We start from the raw sequence: 17,379 nt of genomic DNA on the forward strand, positions 1-17,379 counted from the left end.
GTCAGCCCTGAATTTGCGCCGCAGCCGTTGCGCCGGCCACCCAGCCGCCTCCGACGGCGCTGAGCAGACCATTGCCGGACAGATAGCCCCATACCTCATTGCCCGATACACCGCGCGCCGCACCACCGGCAGCCAGTAGATTCGGGAACGGCGAGCCATCCTTGCGGAGCACGCGGCATTCGGCATCGATATCGAGGCCGCCTTGTGTATGGAACAGCGCTCCCGTGACTTTCACGGCGTAGTACGGTTTCTGCAGCGAACGCTTGAAGGTACGGCCGAATGAATCGGTCACACCGGCGGCCATTCCATTGAGCGTTCCTTGAAGCGTTGCCACGTCGCAACCGATCAAGGCCGCCAGCGCGAGAACATCCTCGGCCATACGCAGCGCACCGGCTTTCTCAGCCTCGACGTAGTCGGGAAAAGTGCGCGCGAGCGTCAGAACCGGTTCGTCGAACACATTCCAGGCGATGGCACCGGGTTGGGCGAGCACCTCCGTCGCGGCTTCGGAGTAGCCGAGATTCTCGTTGTGAAAACGCTCGCCGCGAGCATTGATCTGCACGCCGCCTTCCATCATCACGGCCCAGGTCATGAGTGCACCCTGAGGGGTGATCCAGGAGCCGTGTCCCTGATAGCCGCCAAGATCCGCCATCTGCGCATCGAGCGCCTTGCCCCACGCGATCGCCGAGCCGTCATTGCCGATATGGCCGCCGAAGACGGCATCGGCCATGGCCGGGAGAAGTTCACGCACCATGGCAGCGTTACCGCCGAATCCGTTGCACGCCAGAATCAGGACTTCGCAGGCGACGTATGCCATCGTGCCGTCCGGCGATGCGTAACCGACGCCCAATACCCGGTCATTCTCGTCAAGCCAAAGCTCGCGAACGACAGACTCCACCAGCACGTCCGCCCCTTGGGCCACCGCGGTACGCTCCAGACAAGCCATCAGCGCCGCACCCGTGCGTTCTGGCGTCGTATGCATGCGCCGCGCGCGGTGGCCAGGATAGAGAAAGCCGTCCAGAATGTGGAACTTGACGCCCAGACGTTCGATCGTGTCGATCGCTCCAGTCACGCCGTGCATGTAAGCCTGAACCAGATGAGGTGCCGCTTGTCCATGCGACTTCTTCATCACGTCCTCTGCGAACAAGGATTTGGAGTCCTGAATACCAAATGCACGCTGAAGACGTGTTTCTGCTGCCGGAATGAAACCCGAGGACAGCGCGGTCGACCCGCCAGGCACCGCATCGCGTTCCAGCAAGAGACAGTCGATAGAGGCTTCGCGTAGTCGAATGGCCGAAGTCAGACCGCATGCACCCGCTCCGACGATCACAGCGGGAACGACTGGCGTGTCCCCCGGCATCCTGAAAGCACGGACAATAAGTGCAGGATGTTCAGCGAAATCGAATGTCATCTCAAAACTCCTTGAGAGCTTTGCCAAACCGGCTGCGCAGTTGATTGAGCAACCCACCGACAGCCGCCATGTCAAGCAGAAATGCCGGGATGGGCTCGCAGTAAAGCGTTTCTCCGTCTGCGCGATGCACCAGGGGACGCGTTCCTTCCAGGCTCAGGCTCACGCTCTGGCCATCGCGCAGAAACCCGGCGTCCGCACACGTGACCAGCAGCAGTCCCAGGTTGAATGCGTTGCGAAAGAAGAGCCCGCTGAAGGACGGCGCGATGACCGCTTTCACGCCCAGGCGCACCAGCACCTCCGCCGCCTGCTCACGCGAAGAACCGATGCCGAAGTTCGGACCCGCCGCGATCACGTCGCCCCCACGGACCTCTGCGGCAAATTCTGGACGTACCGCCTCGAGGCAATGAGGCGCAATTCCTTCCAGCCCCAGCTTCATGTACGCGCCGGGAGCCAGTTGATCGGTGTCGATATCGGAGCCGACGGCCCAGACACGCGCATTTTGTATGCTGCTCACTCTCATGCCAGCACCTCGCGCGGATCAGTGATACGGCCGCGCAGTGCCGATGCAGCTACGGTGTAAGGAGACGCCAGGTATACCTGGGCACTCGCCGATCCCATACGCCCCTTGAAGTTCCGGGCCGTCGTCGCGATTACGTTCGCATCGTCCGGGATACTGCCGCCATAGCCGGAACATGCACCGCACGCCGCGGGCAGCACTTCTGCGCCCGCCCCCCTGAGCACGTCCATCACCCCTTCCGCTTCGGCATGCTGCTGATCCTTCACGCTGGCAGGCGCAACCATCAGGCGAACACCGGACGCGACGCGCTGACCGGTCAGGACCTGTGCCGCCGCACGCAGATCGTCGAGCTTGGCACCGGTACACGCACCGATATAGGCCACTTGCACGGGCACATCCTGATAGGCACCGACCGGGCGGGTATTGGCGGGGCTGTGGGGGGCCGCCACCTGAGGCGCAAGTTCAGCGGCATTGAAATGGTGAGTGGTCGCTTCGGCGCCCTCGTCGCTCTGCCACTGGGCGACCTCCACCTCAGCCACGCCGACAGCACGCAACCACTGTCGCGTAGTCTCATCCGCAGCGATGAGTCCAACCTGAGCGCCCATCTCTGCGCTCATGTTCGACAGGGTCATGCGCTCCTGCATCGACAGCGCGCGCACCGCCTCGCCACAGAACTCGATTGCCTGATATCTTCCGCCGTTCATACCGAACCGTGCGATCATGTGCAAGGCCATATCCTTGGCCGTCACGCCCTCCGGCAACCGGCCATCCCATCGCATGCGAATGGTCTCTGGAACACGCACCCATATTTCTCCGGTGACGACCACCCCAAGCATTTCGGTACTTCCGACGCCGAACATATACGCACCAAATGCGCCGCCGGTGGGCGAGTGCGAATCGCCGCCGACGCAGAACATGGAAGGCCGGATATGCCCCTTCTGCGGAAGGACGATGTGGCAGATGCCTTCGCTATCGTAGATATTGGGCAGCTGCTGCTCGGAGGCCCAATCCCGCGCGACGCGCACGATGCGCCGCGAATCTTCGTCCCGCGCGGGCACATAGTGATCGAGGACAAGGACGACCTTCGACTTGTCCCATATTTGCGCGCCCAATTCTTCCAGCATGGGTTTCAAGCGACGCGGCCCGGAGGAATCGTGGAACATCGCAAGATCAACCTTGCAATTGACGATTTCCCCCGGTGCAACGTGTGGACGACCGCTGGCCCGGGCGATTAGCTTCTGGGCCAAGTTGGCAGGAAGAGTCATATGGATCGGAAGCGTACGCTATAGTCGGTGGTGCTTCTCTCGGGCACCGTGGCGGAGTCTGATCGTGCTCGACGTCAGTTGCTTCATGGCGAAATCTCGCCCTCAGAGACGCGTGCTTCGATATCACCAAACTGGGTCAATTCCATTTGATATTCGTAACGATCCGGTCGGTATAGGCCGTGCAGCAATTGAACGGGCCGGTCACTGCTGTCGTACACCAGCCGCCGGACCGATAGCAGCGCCGCGCCAATCGAGACGTCCAGCTCTGCAGCAACGGTTGCATCGGCCTGGCTCGCCGAAATCGTCTGGCGCACCCTCCCCCATTCCACGCCGGACTCTTCCAGCAGTTGAAGAACGGGCTTGCGGGCGACGTCGGCACGGGTCAACCTCGCCGCACGTTCTTCAGGCAGATGGGTAGTGATGAAGGACACCGGCCCAGCGCTGCTGCTGCGCGTACGCACGATCTTTCGTACCGGCTCCCCTTCCGCGACCTGTAGCGCTTGAGCGAGCATGGGCGATGCGCGGATGACGCTCCACTCCAGCACCTTGACGGTGGTCCGTCGGCTCGCCTGGACGATGTTGTTCAGCAGGCCGGCCAGTCTCAGATTGACGTTGTCTCCTTGCGACGCCGTCTCCAACTGCTCGGCACGCGGCGCCGGCCACGTGCCACGCCCGGCCTCGCGAACGATCAGGTTCTCGTTGACCAATTGCTCCAGAGCGCGCCGCACGGTGACGCGCCCGACGCCGAACTGTTGCGCCAGTTCCTTTTCAGGCGGAACGCCATCGTCATAGAGACCTTCATCGAGCTTCTGCCGAAGCACGAGGTAGATCTGATGGTATTTCGGGAGCGGTAGCGAGCCCATTGCCGGTTTTGCTGCAGTAGCCTGTGTGCTGTGTTTCACTCGAAATTCCCACGTAATTCCCGCTCACGTCGCTGTCGCATGTCAGACTGCGAGCGCCTGCGAAATAGTTTATTGTTCCAACGATAGGACAGCTTTGCTGGGGTGTCAAGCAGGGTCAACGCAGATTGACTTGTATCGGGAGGATGCACGTGGCGTACCTCGATCGCCGCGGCGTCTTCTGTGCCGAACTTCAGTATGCGAACCTGCCTATCACTATCCGACAACAACTGGGCCGAGTACCGGTCGACTGGGCGCCATCATAGGCGGCTCGGCCGAACCTGAACTGCGCGCGATGGCACGACGCATTTCCTGCGGCCATGAAGCGATCTTGATAGGCCTTCACTGTCGTCGTTCCACGCCGCATGGAAGACGCCAGGACGTCGGATAATGTCCTATTGACAGGATAATAATGCACTCACATCATGCCCAGAACGTATTGCCCGTGCACGCTGTCAGCCTGGCTGACAGCGGTCCGCATGATTTCTGATGCCCCCATCACGGATGGACTTTCGCATGCAAACTTCCGACAAAACCGCACGTCAACTGTTCGAAGAGTTCAAGGCGAACCCCACGCGCAAGCGCTTCGGCTTTGGTCGCACGCCGGCCCTCATCAACGTGGATCTGCAGAAGGCCTACACGAGCGTTGGCGAATTCGCGACGGCGTACGAGACCGACCCGAAACAAATGGCATACACGAATCAGCTCGCCGACGCGTTCCGCGCCAAGGGCTTTCCAGTCGTGTGGACGTATGTGGCCTACATGGATTCGGGCGAGGACTGCGGCATCTGGGGCACGCGCAGCAACACGCCGGATTCGTTGCAGAACATCAAGGTAGGTTCGGTGCGTTCCGAGTTCGATCCGCGTCTGGTCATTGACCAGACGCGGGACATCATCGTCAACAAGCGCATGGCGTCGGCGTTCTTCGAAACGAACCTGTCTTCGATCTTCACGTTTCACGGCGTGGACACGGTGATCGTCACCGGCGGTTCGACGTCGGGCTGCGTGCGCGCCACGGTAGTCGACAGTCTGCAACGCAGCTTCCGCACGATCGTGGCGCAGGAGTGCGTGGCCGACAAACACGAAAGCCCGCACTTCGCGAATCTGTACGACATGGCCGTGAAGTATGCCGATGTGCTGTCCGTTCACGAGATTCTGGAATCCATCGCCAAGATTCCGGCCAAGGAAGCACGATGAAACGCGATCCGGATTTCTACGATTATCTGCCGTACGACGCACGGCCGCGGCTCGAGTGGCCCAACGGTGCGAGGGTGGCCTTCTGGGTCGCGCCCAACGTCGAATTCTACGAACTCAATCCGCCGCGCAATCCGTCGCGCGCAGCGTGGTCGCGGCCTGCACCGGACGTACAGAACTATGCGTATCGCGACTATGGCAATCGCGTAGGCTTCTGGCGCATGCTCGATGTCATGAAACGCTGCGGCATGCGCGGATCGGTGTCGCTCAACGTCGCCATGTGCGAGCATCATCCGGAAGTCATCGCGGCTTGCGCGGAGAACGGCTGGGAGTTCTATTCCCACGGCACGTACAACACGCGCTATCTCATGGGCATGGACGAAGTGCAGGAACGCGCGGTCATTCAGGATTCGATCGACACGATCAAGAAGCACACGGGCCAGAAGCTCGACGGCTGGCTGGCCCCCGCCCTGACCTACACCGACCGCACGATGGAACTCGTGGCAGAAATGGGGCTGACCTACGTGTGCGACCTGTTCCACGACGACCAGCCCGGCCCGGTCAAGACAGCGAAAGGGAGGCTTGCCTCCATTCCTTATTCGCTCGAGATGAACGACACCATCGTCTATAACGTGAACCAGGTTTCACCCCGCCGTTACGGCGACATCATCAAGCGTCAGTTCGACCGCCTGTATCACGAAGGCGAGAAGTCGGGCACGGTGATGTGCATCCCCCTGCATCCCTATCTGATCGGCCAGCCGTACCGGCTCGCGGCCTTCGAAGAAGCCCTTGGATACATCACGAGTCACGACCGGGTGTGGCTTGCAACCGGCCGCGAGATCGCAGAGCACTTCAACACCCATTACTACGATGCCTTCGCAAAGGCTGCCCATGCCGTCGGAGAAGCACCATGAGTGTCGACAAAGAATATCTGGAGTACCCGCTGCGCCGCTACGGCATGGATCACGCGCGTTATGACTGGTCGATGCTGCCGCAGCGTCCCGGTGTCAGCTTGGGAAATGAACGCCGGGTTGCGCTCTGGATCGTCCCGGCTCTCGAATGGTTTCCGCTGAACATGCAGGGCAAGCCGTTCAAGCCGATGGGCGCGATGCAAACAGCCTACCCTGACTTGCGCCACTACACGCTGCGTGACTATGGAAACCGCGTCGGGATCTTCCGCATCATGAACGCCCTCGGAAAACATGGGCTCAAAGCGAGCGCCGCCATGAATGCGGCCGTAGCCGTGCGTTATCCGGCGCTGGTGAAAGCCTGTGTGGATCGCGGCTGGGAAATCATCGGCAACGGGCTCGATATGGATCACTTGCATCACGGCGGCATGGGCGAGGACGAGGAACGTGCGTTGATCACCACGTCGCTCGATATTCTGCGCAAGGCCTCCGGCCAGCCGGTTCGCGGCTGGTTGAGCCCGGCAAAGTCGGAATCGTGGAACACGCCGGATCTGCTGAAGGAGGCTGGCATTGATTACCTATGCGACTGGGTCAACGACGATATGCCGTATGCCATGAACACGCGAGCAGGCCAGATCCACGCGATGCCGCATCCGATCGATATCGACGATGCGACTATCCTGATTCAGAACCACCACACGGAAGACGACTTCCGCGATCAACTGATCGATCAGTTCGATGTGCTGTACAAGGAATCGAGCGCAGATCATGGACGGGTCATGGCGATCTCCTTGCATCCGTGGGTCGTCGGACAGCCATACCGCATTCGTGCACTCGAGGAGGCGCTCACTCACATCACTCGCCATCGCGGTGTATGGTCGGCAACGGGCGGTGAAATTCTCGACGCCTGGAAGGCCGGGCAACCCGCCTGACGAACGACGCCGGCATTTGGAAACGCGAACGTTTCCTTAACGTTTTCCCACACGTCCATGGCTGAATCTCAAAACACCGTGTGCCGAGTTCTCGTCGTCGTGGCCTTCGCCGCGAATCACGATAATCCTGCGCTACGTGAATCGTAACGGCAAGGGCTGCAATTCGGCGACGATATCCATTTTTGAATATCACGTGGTCAAATCGGGCCCATCAAAATCTGCGCCTGGACATACTGACCGCAATGCTTGAGGCGGATGCGAAGAGCTTGGCGGGCGGGGGACGCATAGCTGCATAACTCATCGATTCCCCCGGCGGTTTTTCGTGCGAGAAGCACGTATGGGCCGGATCTTTGATTGTTGGCTACACCGTGTAATACGGGTCTATCAATAACAATTCGACGGGATATATTATGAGCTACGTTGCAGAATCCTCTCCAGACTGCGGCAACAAAGCCGTGAAATGGATGGCGCTACAGATTACAGTCGTCGTACTCTGTACGGTTATGAATGCGCTAGATGGCATGGACTTGCTGATTGTGTCCTACATCGCTCCCGCCATGGCCTCGGATTGGCATATCAGTCTTGCACAACTCGGCGTGGTGTTTTCGGCCGGCATGACCGGCATGGTCCTCGGTAGCATTGTGATCGCGCCGTTCGCTGATTCATGGGGGCGCCGGCCCATCATTCTGCTGGCGCTGGTGCTGATGACACTGGGTTCATTAGGTTCAGGCCTGACCCACGATCTCGCCATTTTCTCGGCAATGCGCGTCTTGACAGGTCTGGGCCTGGGAACGCTGCTGGCATCGGTCGGCGCACTGGTTGCCGAATACGCTCCGCCGGGCCGTCGCAGCCTGGTAGTTGGCATATTTCAGGCGGGTTACCCTGTCGGCGCAGTGCTGACGGGTGTCGCGGCCGTTTTCGCCATACCGGTGTTCGGATGGCAAACAACGATGCTCGGTGCAGCCATCATCACGCTCGTCCTGCTGCCTATCGTGTGGATCGCGCTGCCGGAATCAGTCGCATTTCTCGAAGTGCGCCAACCGAAGAATGCACTTCACCGATCGAATGCCCTGCGTGCCCGGCTGGGTATGCAGCCGATCAGCGCACTGCCCCCGCGCAGTCAAAAAGGCAACCTGCCGAAGCCTCGCGATCTCTTCAGCGCGGAACTCTACAAGGGGACGATTGCGCTGTGGATGGCAACCTTTCTGAGCTATGGCGTACTTTACTTCCTGATGAGTTGGATTCCCAAGATTTCGGTGATGGCTGGTCTGAGCCAATCCAACGCTATCTGGGCCGGCAGCCTGACGAACCTCGGCGGCGTCTTCGGCGATGTCGTCATCGGCTACCTTGCCATTCGCCGTGACATCGGCAAGCTGATTGCCCTGTTTTTCTTCGTCTGCTCGGGCATGATGATCTTGTTTGTTCAGCATATGTCTCTTGCCGCCACGCTTCTAGCTGCGTTCGGCATGGGCTTCACGCTGATGGGCGGCTTCAGCGGATTCTACTCGCTCGCGGCACTGATCTATCCTGCGCGTCTCCGTAGTTCAGGTATCGGCTGGGCCAGTGGTTTCGGCCGCTTCGGCGCTGTTCTGGGGCCAATGGCCGGCGGCGCACTGCTTGCAGCAAACACTGCGCTGTCAACGACATTTGGCTACTTCGCGATTCCGCTCGTCATCTCCGGTGGCTTCGCTATGCTGGCAACCTTTTTGGGCCCAAAGGCTTCTGACTGATCGCCAGATAAAACTGCCCGGGCGTCTGCCGAACGCTACGACGCCTCGATTGAGACCTGGTATCCTGGCGGGATGAAAACGACCGACCGCAAGGGGTATCCGACTGATGTGTCGGATGTCCGGGCTTGCCGCCCAGCTTCTCCTGCTCGAGGGCATTGACCAGTTCGATGGTGGAGAAGAAGCGCACGCGGCGGCGATGATGTTCGAGCGCCTGCACACCGATGGCCGTCGCCAGATGGGTCTTGCCCGTGCCGGGTCCACCCACCAGCACGATGTTGTGCGCCGAGTCGATGAAGTCGCACTGGTACAGCTGGCGCACCAGTGCCTCGTCGGCATCGCTGCAGCTGAAGTCGAACCCGCCCATGTCGCGGTACGCCGGGAAGCGTGCCACCTTCATCTGGTACGCGAGGGAACCCGTGAAGCCAAGCGCGCACAGATCCGCATGTATCTGCCTGAGCGTCCTGCGCTGCTTGCGCGGCCGGTTCGCCTCGGTCTTGAGCCAGCCTGCGAGCTTCGCGGCAAACCCGTCGAGTTTGCTGGGGCTGTGGCGCTCGGGATAGGCAGGCAGAACCGTGCCGGCCCGGATGTAACGCCTGACCGTGTTTCTGGACACGCCCAGCCGTCTGGAAATCTCGCGCAACGGGACCTGATCGCGAAAGTACCAGCGTCGGATGATGCTCAATATAGCCACGTCGATCACTCCGTTCCCCTGCCCGTTGCCGAGCAGGTCAGTGTTCTACGTGGGTCAATATTCGATGCAAATTACTGCCCTGGCCGGGTCAGGTTTCCGTGCATGTATGGACCCGACGCGCTTTGCAAGCTCTTGACGATGATTGGAAATGGTCTGCATGCATGTATCCGGCTTGCTTGTGGGCAGTTGCCGAAGCACGCCCGCAGCCTTGACGAGATCCGCGCATCCTTGTCCTGAGCAAATCAACGGCTCGAGCTACGTGGCCGGCACGGAAGACAGGTTTCAGGATGCTGGTTCTACCGATTTCGTCATCATGTACTAGAGCTACGCAAACCTGCGCTGGGTGATGCCGGAATCTAAACCTGTACTGCGTTCATTGCACGGCTGGGTTGTACGATGCTTCAGTACTCAGCAGGACCTGAAGGATACGTGCGTTCTTGTTGGCCAGTGCTACTGCCGCACAGTTGTAGCCGCGTCGGGCGATCAGTTGCTGCAACCATTGACTACGTCTGTCAGCTTTGCCAGACGCGTATTGCAAAACAGTTCTTGCACCGTGAATCAGAAGAGTTCGCAAATAGGTATCGCCGCGCTTGCTGATGCCCTGCAACCGGGCCTTGCCCCCCGAGGAATATTGACGGGGCACTAGCCCGAGCCACGCTGCAAGGTGACGCCCGTTGGAAAACTGTTTGGCATCGCCGATAGCGCCAACAACGGCGCTCGCAGTTAATGGACCGATACCCTCGACCGCGGTAATCTTGCGGCACAATGCCGAGTTCTTTACGAAGTCTTTTATCGCCACTTCCAGCCATTGAATCCGAGCTTCCAGCGCCTGCAGGTGCTGCAGCATGTCGGTAAGCAGCGCCTGGCAGAAAGTCGTCAGTTCGGAGCTCTCGTTACTCAATAAGGTCGGGATGGTTCGTTTGAAAGCCTGCACCGAGCGCGCGACGATCAGGCCGCGCTCGGCCAGCAGTCCTCTGATCTGGTTGATAACTGCCGTGCGCTGGCGCACCAGGACGGCACGCATTCGATGCACGGCCTGGATGTCTTCCTGCTCGACCGATTTAACGCTAACGAAGCGCATCGACGGACGTGAGGCTGCTTCGGCGATTGCCTCCGCATCGTTGCGGTCGTTCTTGTTTGTCTTCACGAACGGCGTTACATATTGAGGACTTAACAGGCGAACCTCGATACCCATGCCGGTAAAGCGACGTGCCCAATGATGGGCTGAACTGCAAGCCTCCATTGCTATGACTCGCGGGCGAAGCTTTTGAACCGTCTCGATCAATGCTCCACGCCCGACCTTGGATCGATGCACCGCGCGCCCGCTACGTTCAGCACCGTGAAGCTGGAAGACGTGCTTGGCAAGATCAATGCCGAGAATATCGATTTCCATGATGAACCTCCCGATGTGGTCCCGTTAAGAGGACATTCAGCAGTATCGCGCTTCCCCGAAGGGGCGTCGGGTCCATCTCAGTAAATCAACAGTGGGGCCGGCCCTGCTCTCGCCGGTCCAGTTGATAAATGGCTCAGGCCTCGTTGTGGCAAACCACTTCGATGTTGTGTCCGTCAGGAGCAGTGACACAAGCGGCGTAGTAGTTCGCGTGGTAGTGCGGTCGCAGACCTGGTGCGCCGTTGTCTTTGCCACCCGCCGCGAGAGCTGCTTGATAGAAGGCGTCGACTTGCTCGCGATTTTCAGCCGTGAACACCAAATGAAGATGCGCTGGCGTCTGCCCGGTCTGGTACAGGCGTAATGAAATCTTGCTCTGTGGGCGAAGCTCAAAACCATACGTCGCCGGGCCGTCCGGGACAACCGCTACACCGAGCGGTTCGAGTGCCTTCAGGAAGAACGCTTTGCTCGCTTCGTAGCCGCTGGCTCCGAATTTCATGTGGTCGGACATGAGTTTTCCTGAAGTGTGAGGCGGGTGCGAACCCAAAGATGATTTAGAACCCGTGCCGCCACACCTGAACACGGCAGCAGTCGGCATATGGGCATCCGCACTGAACTCGAGTTGCTCCAGGCACGCAGACATGGGCAACACGATGATCTACCCCCGTGCTGAAGGTTGGTGACGGCGTGCCAAGCCCACTCGTTGCATCGAATGAGGCAATAGGCAAAGCGAACCGTGGCGAGAAGCCACAATTCGCCCGCTTCGCAAATTCGAAACCGGTCGAGCGAGATCATCAAACGTCGTCACCACCACTCCCGCCGTTTGAGCACAGTCTTCCGGTAGTAATCGACGTTCGCACACTGCTTGAACATGACGGCCGAGACGATCCACAGGAAGCCATCGACGGGCACGTTCAGCACGTCCCCCGCCATGCCGAGAATTGCATCGATGACAAGCGCCAGGAGCGACAGCGTGATGGCCTTACGCCACATCCCGAGATACACGTAATAGAACGGCCCGAACACGAACGCCCACAGGTTGGACGTGATCAGCCGCTTCTCCCTGCGTGTCAGCTCCTTAGCGTTCGGCCAGCGCCACCAGCGGACGCCCTCGCCGCCCGCCTTCCCGATGGCGGCAAAGCGTCGACGCCATTTTTCCGGGAGTCCCGGAAGGGCATCGGATGGAGCGACCTGTCCGGTCGCCGGATTACCACAGCCGTTACAGAAAGACGCATCCGCGCCAAGCTGCGCGCCGCATTGCTCGCAAAATGCCATGACGGTGATTTCCAGTTGAAGTTAGCGCGCCGCCGGACGGCGACGCTCAAGAAAATGAAGAGGTAGGGATCAGCGCGCGAGCGTCAGGCGGCAGGCCCGAACCTCATCGCGATGCCAGTCGGAGATCGTGCCGCGGGCCTCGTATACCGTTGCGCCGGTGCTGCCGCCGAAGCGGCCCATGAAATCGACGTACCACGGGCGATCTGCGCCGGTTGCCTGACCCGCGCCGCTGAGGGGCAGCGACCGGTCCGGAAGAACGTTGCCCGCCAGCATTTCGCGGAACGGCGGGCCGTCGCCTGTCGATTGCCGCACCAGCGTCGCCGCTCCGTTGTGGACGGTCATCGTGACCTGTGTCGTCCACGCATCCGGGTTCGTTACCGAGCCCAGGCCGATATATGGCCCGCATTGATAGGTGCCGCGCCAGTCGCCCTCAAGGTCCGGCATATCAGGCGAATACGCAGAAGCACGGGAGGCGGGCGAAACCGCCGAAGCTGCATCAACGGCCGGCGGCGGATTCGGAACGGAAGCAGCTACCGCGACGGTCGAGCCGCCATTGGGCGCCGCGATGGCGTTTGCTACTGCCGCGGTAGCTGCGACGTTCCCGTTACCGACGTCACCACGTGCTCCGGATGCGGTACCGGTGGCGTCGGCGTCACTGCCGGGCTGTGCGGCCGGCGTGGAATCGGCGATCGGGGAGAACTGGTCGTACGTCGCCGGATCGCGGGGATTGGGCGGCGCAGTATTCAAATGCCAGCCCTGCTCGCTACGCACAAAGATCCTGTCGCCGCTTCCCTGGTAGCTGCGAGACACCGGCTGCTGCTGGCTGGCAATCGTGGCAAGCGGAAACACACCATAGAAGCATGGGTCGCTGGTGTCTCCGAACATCGCCGCCGCAATGTGCGTGGCATCTTCCCCTGAAACGTGCGCACCATGACCGGTCAGTGCGTCTGGATCCTTCACGGTCAGAACGAACGAGTAGGAAACCTCGTAGCCGTCAGGATTCGGCGCGCCATCAATCCGGCGAACGTTGCCGAGCGTCCAGAGAGGACATTCGCCGTACCTCGCCTGAAGCGCGCTTTTGACATCCTCGAGGTCAGGCCTTGAATGACGGTCACAGCCGCCGAGAAGCGCGCCGGCCACGATGGCCGGCACAACAATGTGCAGTCCCTTCAATGATCTGTTGGAGTTCATGTTCCTGTAGATGGGTTAATGCAGCCCCGGGCGACGGGCACCGTCCGGCATGCGTTCACGCTCGCCGTTGCGGTGGCGTTTCGCCGCCGACCCGGCTACTGCGTGTTGAGCGCTTTCATGCACGCCACAAACACCGGCACACCAATGAGGCCGTTGCGTCGCAGGGCAATCAGGCGCTCCCTGCGAACGTCGACCGGATACGAGGCATCGCCGACGATCTTCCATACCGAATCGACCAGCAACCGCCAGACAACCCGCCGACAGGCCAGGTAGGCGGCGATTGCCAACGGTCCCGTACCAGCACATACGAACGACCAGCCCACAGCTGACAGCCCGACGCGATGCACCGACAGCCGGCGCATGTCCGATATCACTGCAGCAGCTATCCCCGTGGCCATCAGCAGCCAGATCATTGCCAGCGTCAGCATACTCATAATATGTTACATCCTCATATGGGATATTATATATGCGGATCTAGAATCCGGCCATGGCACATCCCATTCACGATCCCCGCAACCAGCGCATCGCGGCCCTCCTCGCGGACCTCCGCAAGCGCCGCGGGCTGCTTCAGGAAGACGTTGCGGAACGCCTCCATCGCCCGCAATCGTTCGTGTCGAAATACGAAAGCGGAATGCGCCGTGTCGACCTCGTCGAACTGCTCGATATTCTCGGTGCGCTCGAAACCGATCCGCACGAATTCATCGACCAGGTTCTCGCCGGGCCAATCAGGTCGCTGCCCCGCTGATCCCGGTCGCTGCGTTGCCGCGGTGTAGTGCCGGGTTCCACAATATCGCCACGGCGTGTGGCAATACTGTCCGTCGGTATCCGGCAATGCCTTACCGTGGTGGGGGCGGACCGCTTCCCGGCTGTGCGGCGCGCACCTCCAGGAACCAATGGACGGGCGGCAGGCGGGTTCGCACGTAATCGTGCGGCTCGATCCAGTACGCCGGATCAATCACGTACGTCACGGTGACCTTCGGGTCGTGGCTTGCGCGGGCGCGATGGAAAATGACATGCCGGCCGAGGTTGGTGCGCTCATCGTAGTCGACAAGCGCAATGGCCAGATCGGGTATGTCAGCAAGCACCGTCGGCTCTTCATACATGCCTGTTTCGTACCCGAAGTGCCCGAGCAGCTTCGCAATCAGTTCGCCGGTAATCCAGTACGGGCCATGCACAGGGTGATGAAACCGCCCGATGGCAACGTTGCGCACAGCATCGAGCGTAGTACCGCAGATCATGGCAATCACCGCGAAGGAACAGTCGAAGTCGCCGCTTTGCTCCACCCGAGTGAACGCCGGTGCGAAGCCGGCACCGATCATGGTGACGGTAGTGGGAATGGCCGGCATGGATCAATACTCCGACGGGAACAGCAGGGTCGTCACCGAACGGTCCGCTTCGGAGATGATCCATACGCGCCTGCCCGCGACTTCGTACGACGACAGGATGCGCGCACCACACTTCACGGCCTGCTCGTTGGCAAGCGCGTCTTCGGGCGGCACGTCGCCCCAGTCGCCGCGCACATGGCGTCGCAGATAGGGATCGGCCTGAATGCCGTGGCGTTCGAGGTGTTTCAGTACGCCTCGCGTCGCGACGACGCGGCCCACAGCGAAAAGCGGCGCCGGCGGTTGCAGCGAACGGCATGGAACGGGTTCGGGTCCTGCGCTCGTATCTTCGATACTCATCAAAACCTCCTTCAGTGGGGGTCACCGGCAACGGCCGGCGGCCCGTAAACGCGAAAGGGCCAGTGCTGCTGGCACTGGCCCCTGACGCTGGCGCGTCGGGAATTTCGTCGGCGGTGGCGGCACTACTTGCCCGCCGCTCCCTTGCCGCCCATGGCATGGATGCCGATCACCCAGTGACCGGCGATGGACTTGAAGTTGGTGCGGACGCGGTCGGCCGGTTTGCACCACGGCGCGGGATCCAGTGCGTACTCGATTGATGTCCCCGGGGCATGCGAGGCCTTGCCGCGATGAAAAAGGATGTGTCGCCCCATCTCCATATCGTCGTTGTAGTCCACGAGAATCAGCGCGACGTCGGGAATATCGGATACGCGGGAAACCTCCTTGTACACGGTGGCAACAAAGCCCAGCTGCGCCAGGAGTGCCGCGATATGACTCTCCCCGAGGTAGTACGGCCCTCGCGCGGGATGTTTCGTCTTGGCGATGGCAATCTCCCTCACCTCCTCGATCTTCTTGCCCGAGAGCATCGCGGCGCATGCGAAGACGTCATCGAAATCGCTGGTCTGCGCCACGAACGGAAATGCGGGCGTGAAGGTCGTCGGGGTGCTCTCGACTCCGGTTGGAAGGACAGGCATGGATCAGCTCCTGAAAACGCGAAAAAGAAGCGCGCGGCTACGCCTGCCTGGCGGCATCGGGCAGATCGGAAGGAGAAAAGTGAGGCGGGAATCCGGCAAATTTCCTGCGGATTCGCTCAGGCATGCGCTGCGGCGCGAGCGGCGAGCCGAAAACCGGTGTGTGAGCGGTTTTTCAGCCGTATCGCCATTTTATCAGGGCCAAATCATGGCCTCAACGGCCAAATAACTTTGCGCAGGCACGCAAAACCCCGCGAAATATCCCTAGTATTTAGCTGACAGCGCCAACTCCCATTGCTTCTCGAATTTCGCAGTATCTTCTCGATTGCCATGCAGGTACTTGAGACTCACGCTGAAGTACTGGGTAAAGTTGTATGAAAGTACACAATTAAGTTCACCAACTCGCACGCCCCCATTTGCCGGATAAAGCCGGGCATAGGTTACCGATATATCTACTGGCAGCCACGACAACTGGCTAACCAGCCCAAGCCCAATCTCCCCGCCAACTCGTATAAAATCTTTTTTGCCAGCAGAAACACCGGGAAGTCCACGGTCTGTGTAGTGCCCAATATCCGACTTTACCTCGAAAATCGGCTCATACGCAAAATATCCACTTTTTACGTTTATTGAAATCGGTGCGTAGGTGTTTGCTATACCTTGCAATACAGGCGTATAGATGAAATTCAGCGTGGCAAGCCTGCTTCCATCATGAAAATCAAAAAGATAGTCGGGTCGCACGCTGAGCACGTGATTCACCTCAACATTACGATCACCCTCCAGAAAGCTAAATAGCCCTATGACACCGAAATCCGCCGTATTACTAACACTCGGCTTTACCGAACTCCCCTTGCTGACAGAAACTATGTCTCGATTAATCCCGGCGTATGGGATTATAGAAAACGTATTGCCGCCCGCGCCATCCAAGTCGAACAGCGACGTAGGAATAGCGTAGCCGACAAAAGTCAGTATGTTTGACGTACGAGATCCAGCCGCCGAATTCTGCAACAGATCAAATGTCGCCTTGTCCGTTGTAGAAAACGGCGTCGGCGTACCAGCATCGCCACTTAAAACGTCCGGACGTGGAACCGCCAGTGCGCTAGCGCTTCCGCGAAGCCGAAACTGCGAAAGCAGAGTCGAACCGCTCTTCACCACTTTAGCCTCGGACGAGCCTCCAAGGGATGCATTTGCATTGACGCATTTAATTGCGCTCTGCTCGTTGGGGCCGCTCATGTATTCGAACGGGGTAGCCTCAGGATTTGTCGGGATGAAATTTCCTCTATCGTACCCCAGAAGCATCTCGCGAATCCGGAAGCTCCCAGTTCCGATATTTTTCTTGTCACTGGCTGAACAGCTTGCAGTACTGCATGGATCTTCATTTGCATATAGCTGGCGCTGCGGAGAAAGATTTTTTAGTTTGTCTACGCTCGAAATGCTGACAGCCGCCGCGCTAACTGGGTATTGTTGAAGCAGGCTCAATGCCAGTTTATCTTTGTCAACAACTCCGTTGGCACAAATTCCTGTTTCGTTATCTGTTGCCGCTAGCGCTTCAGCGAGCGCCGAAGTCGGGTACGCGCATGACATGCTGACAACCAGCATTGATGTAACCGCCGATGGCGACGTGCGCCATCTGACTCTCATGGCATGAGATGTCACGTTCATTATCACCTCCGC

At 59.7% G+C, this 17,379-nt stretch carries 19 protein-coding genes and 2 pseudogenes; 6 read left to right on the forward strand and 15 right to left on the reverse strand.

What is annotated here, in order from left to right:
• Position 1: 1 nt before the first annotated feature.
• The 4 genes from U0042_RS15195 to U0042_RS15210 form a co-directional block, all read right to left on the reverse strand.
• On the reverse strand, positions 2 to 1,408 hold the full coding sequence (locus U0042_RS15195) for an FAD-dependent oxidoreductase (RefSeq protein WP_419150436.1): 1,407 nt from the start codon (positions 1,406 to 1,408) through the stop codon (positions 2 to 4).
• Between the two features lies 1 nt (position 1,409).
• Positions 1,410 to 1,928, reverse strand: a complete 519-nt coding sequence (locus tag U0042_RS15200) for a 3-isopropylmalate dehydratase (protein ID WP_114815457.1) — start codon at positions 1,926 to 1,928, stop codon at positions 1,410 to 1,412.
• Positions 1,925 to 3,190 (reverse strand): 3-isopropylmalate dehydratase large subunit, encoded by a 1,266-nt coding sequence (locus U0042_RS15205; protein WP_114815456.1) that lies wholly within the window; start codon positions 3,188 to 3,190, stop codon positions 1,925 to 1,927. Before U0042_RS15205 ends, U0042_RS15200 begins: the two co-directional genes overlap by 4 nt.
• An 83-nt stretch (positions 3,191 to 3,273) precedes the next feature.
• Positions 3,274 to 4,053: a GntR family transcriptional regulator gene (locus U0042_RS15210; protein ID WP_114815455.1), complete on the reverse strand. Its 780-nt coding sequence runs from the start codon at positions 4,051 to 4,053 to the stop codon at positions 3,274 to 3,276.
• Between the two features lie 552 nt (positions 4,054 to 4,605).
• Between U0042_RS15210 and U0042_RS15215 the strand changes: the two genes are divergently transcribed.
• The 4 genes from U0042_RS15215 to U0042_RS15230 all read left to right on the forward strand — a co-directional run bounded on the left by U0042_RS15215 (position 4,606) and on the right by U0042_RS15230 (position 8,853).
• Positions 4,606 to 5,286, forward strand: a complete 681-nt coding sequence (locus U0042_RS15215; protein WP_114815461.1) for an isochorismatase family protein — start codon at positions 4,606 to 4,608, stop codon at positions 5,284 to 5,286.
• The gene (locus tag U0042_RS15220) at positions 5,283 to 6,197 is read left to right on the forward strand and encodes a polysaccharide deacetylase family protein (protein ID WP_114815454.1); all 915 of its coding nucleotides are present in this window, start codon (positions 5,283 to 5,285) and stop codon (positions 6,195 to 6,197) included. Before U0042_RS15215 ends, U0042_RS15220 begins: the two co-directional genes overlap by 4 nt.
• Positions 6,194 to 7,123, forward strand: a complete 930-nt coding sequence (locus tag U0042_RS15225; RefSeq protein WP_114815453.1) for a polysaccharide deacetylase family protein — start codon at positions 6,194 to 6,196, stop codon at positions 7,121 to 7,123. The genes U0042_RS15220 and U0042_RS15225 overlap by 4 nt, the downstream gene beginning before the upstream one ends.
• Before the next feature lie 410 nt (positions 7,124 to 7,533).
• Positions 7,534 to 8,853, forward strand: coding sequence for an MFS transporter (locus tag U0042_RS15230; RefSeq protein ID WP_114815452.1), 1,320 nt, complete (start codon positions 7,534 to 7,536; stop codon positions 8,851 to 8,853).
• Between the two features lie 115 nt (positions 8,854 to 8,968).
• Here the strand turns inward: U0042_RS15230 and U0042_RS15235 are convergent.
• The 7 genes and pseudogenes from U0042_RS15235 to U0042_RS15265 form a co-directional block, all read right to left on the reverse strand.
• Positions 8,969 to 9,265, reverse strand: a pseudogene (locus U0042_RS15235) (ATP-binding protein); the annotation flags it as partial.
• A pseudogene (locus tag U0042_RS15240) lies at positions 9,263 to 9,553 on the reverse strand (helix-turn-helix domain-containing protein); the annotation flags it as partial. The pseudogenes U0042_RS15235 and U0042_RS15240, both read right to left, overlap by 3 nt.
• 364 nt (positions 9,554 to 9,917) lie before the next feature.
• A complete protein-coding gene (locus tag U0042_RS15245) occupies positions 9,918 to 10,937 on the reverse strand; it encodes an IS110 family transposase (protein ID WP_327204977.1) in 1,020 nt (339 codons plus the stop codon).
• Positions 10,938 to 11,070: 133 nt separating this feature from the next.
• On the reverse strand, positions 11,071 to 11,442 hold the full coding sequence (locus U0042_RS15250) for a VOC family protein (protein ID WP_114815495.1): 372 nt from the start codon (positions 11,440 to 11,442) through the stop codon (positions 11,071 to 11,073).
• Positions 11,443 to 11,735: 293 nt separating this feature from the next.
• Positions 11,736 to 12,206, reverse strand: coding sequence for a DUF2628 domain-containing protein (locus U0042_RS15255; RefSeq protein WP_114815496.1), 471 nt, complete (start codon positions 12,204 to 12,206; stop codon positions 11,736 to 11,738).
• A 69-nt stretch (positions 12,207 to 12,275) separates the two neighbouring features.
• Positions 12,276 to 13,397 (reverse strand): hypothetical protein, encoded by a 1,122-nt coding sequence (locus U0042_RS15260; protein ID WP_157977957.1) that lies wholly within the window; start codon positions 13,395 to 13,397, stop codon positions 12,276 to 12,278.
• 95 nt (positions 13,398 to 13,492) lie between these two features.
• Positions 13,493 to 13,831 (reverse strand): hypothetical protein, encoded by a 339-nt coding sequence (locus tag U0042_RS15265; RefSeq protein WP_232833669.1) that lies wholly within the window; start codon positions 13,829 to 13,831, stop codon positions 13,493 to 13,495.
• A gap of 53 nt (positions 13,832 to 13,884) precedes the next feature.
• Between U0042_RS15265 and U0042_RS15270 the strand changes: the two genes are divergently transcribed.
• Entirely contained in the window at positions 13,885 to 14,142 is a 258-nt protein-coding gene (locus U0042_RS15270; RefSeq protein WP_114815498.1) for a helix-turn-helix domain-containing protein, read from the forward strand.
• A gap of 91 nt (positions 14,143 to 14,233) precedes the next feature.
• On the opposite strand, the gene U0042_RS15275 is transcribed toward U0042_RS15270, so the two are convergent.
• The 3 genes from U0042_RS15275 to U0042_RS15285 all read right to left on the reverse strand — a co-directional run bounded on the left by U0042_RS15275 (position 14,234) and on the right by U0042_RS15285 (position 15,711).
• Positions 14,234 to 14,743 (reverse strand): hypothetical protein, encoded by a 510-nt coding sequence (locus U0042_RS15275; protein ID WP_327204978.1) that lies wholly within the window; start codon positions 14,741 to 14,743, stop codon positions 14,234 to 14,236.
• Between the two features lie 3 nt (positions 14,744 to 14,746).
• On the reverse strand, positions 14,747 to 15,079 hold the full coding sequence (locus U0042_RS15280; protein ID WP_327204979.1) for a hypothetical protein: 333 nt from the start codon (positions 15,077 to 15,079) through the stop codon (positions 14,747 to 14,749).
• A 122-nt stretch (positions 15,080 to 15,201) separates the two neighbouring features.
• The gene (locus tag U0042_RS15285) at positions 15,202 to 15,711 is read right to left on the reverse strand and encodes a hypothetical protein (protein WP_327204980.1); all 510 of its coding nucleotides are present in this window, start codon (positions 15,709 to 15,711) and stop codon (positions 15,202 to 15,204) included.
• Here U0042_RS15285 and U0042_RS15290 point away from each other — a divergent pair.
• Positions 15,710 to 15,937: a hypothetical protein gene (locus U0042_RS15290; RefSeq protein ID WP_327204981.1), complete on the forward strand. Its 228-nt coding sequence runs from the start codon at positions 15,710 to 15,712 to the stop codon at positions 15,935 to 15,937. The two genes, U0042_RS15285 and U0042_RS15290, sit on opposite strands and share 2 nt — an antisense overlap.
• Positions 15,938 to 15,972: 35 nt before the next feature.
• Here the strand turns inward: U0042_RS15290 and U0042_RS15295 are convergent, their stop codons facing one another.
• Positions 15,973 to 17,367: a hypothetical protein gene (locus U0042_RS15295; RefSeq protein ID WP_157977937.1), complete on the reverse strand. Its 1,395-nt coding sequence runs from the start codon at positions 17,365 to 17,367 to the stop codon at positions 15,973 to 15,975.
• Between the last annotated feature and the right edge of the window lie 12 nt (positions 17,368 to 17,379).

This window comes from Paraburkholderia kururiensis (genome assembly GCF_034424375.1).
Lineage (GTDB): Bacteria > Pseudomonadota > Gammaproteobacteria > Burkholderiales > Burkholderiaceae > Paraburkholderia > Paraburkholderia kururiensis_A.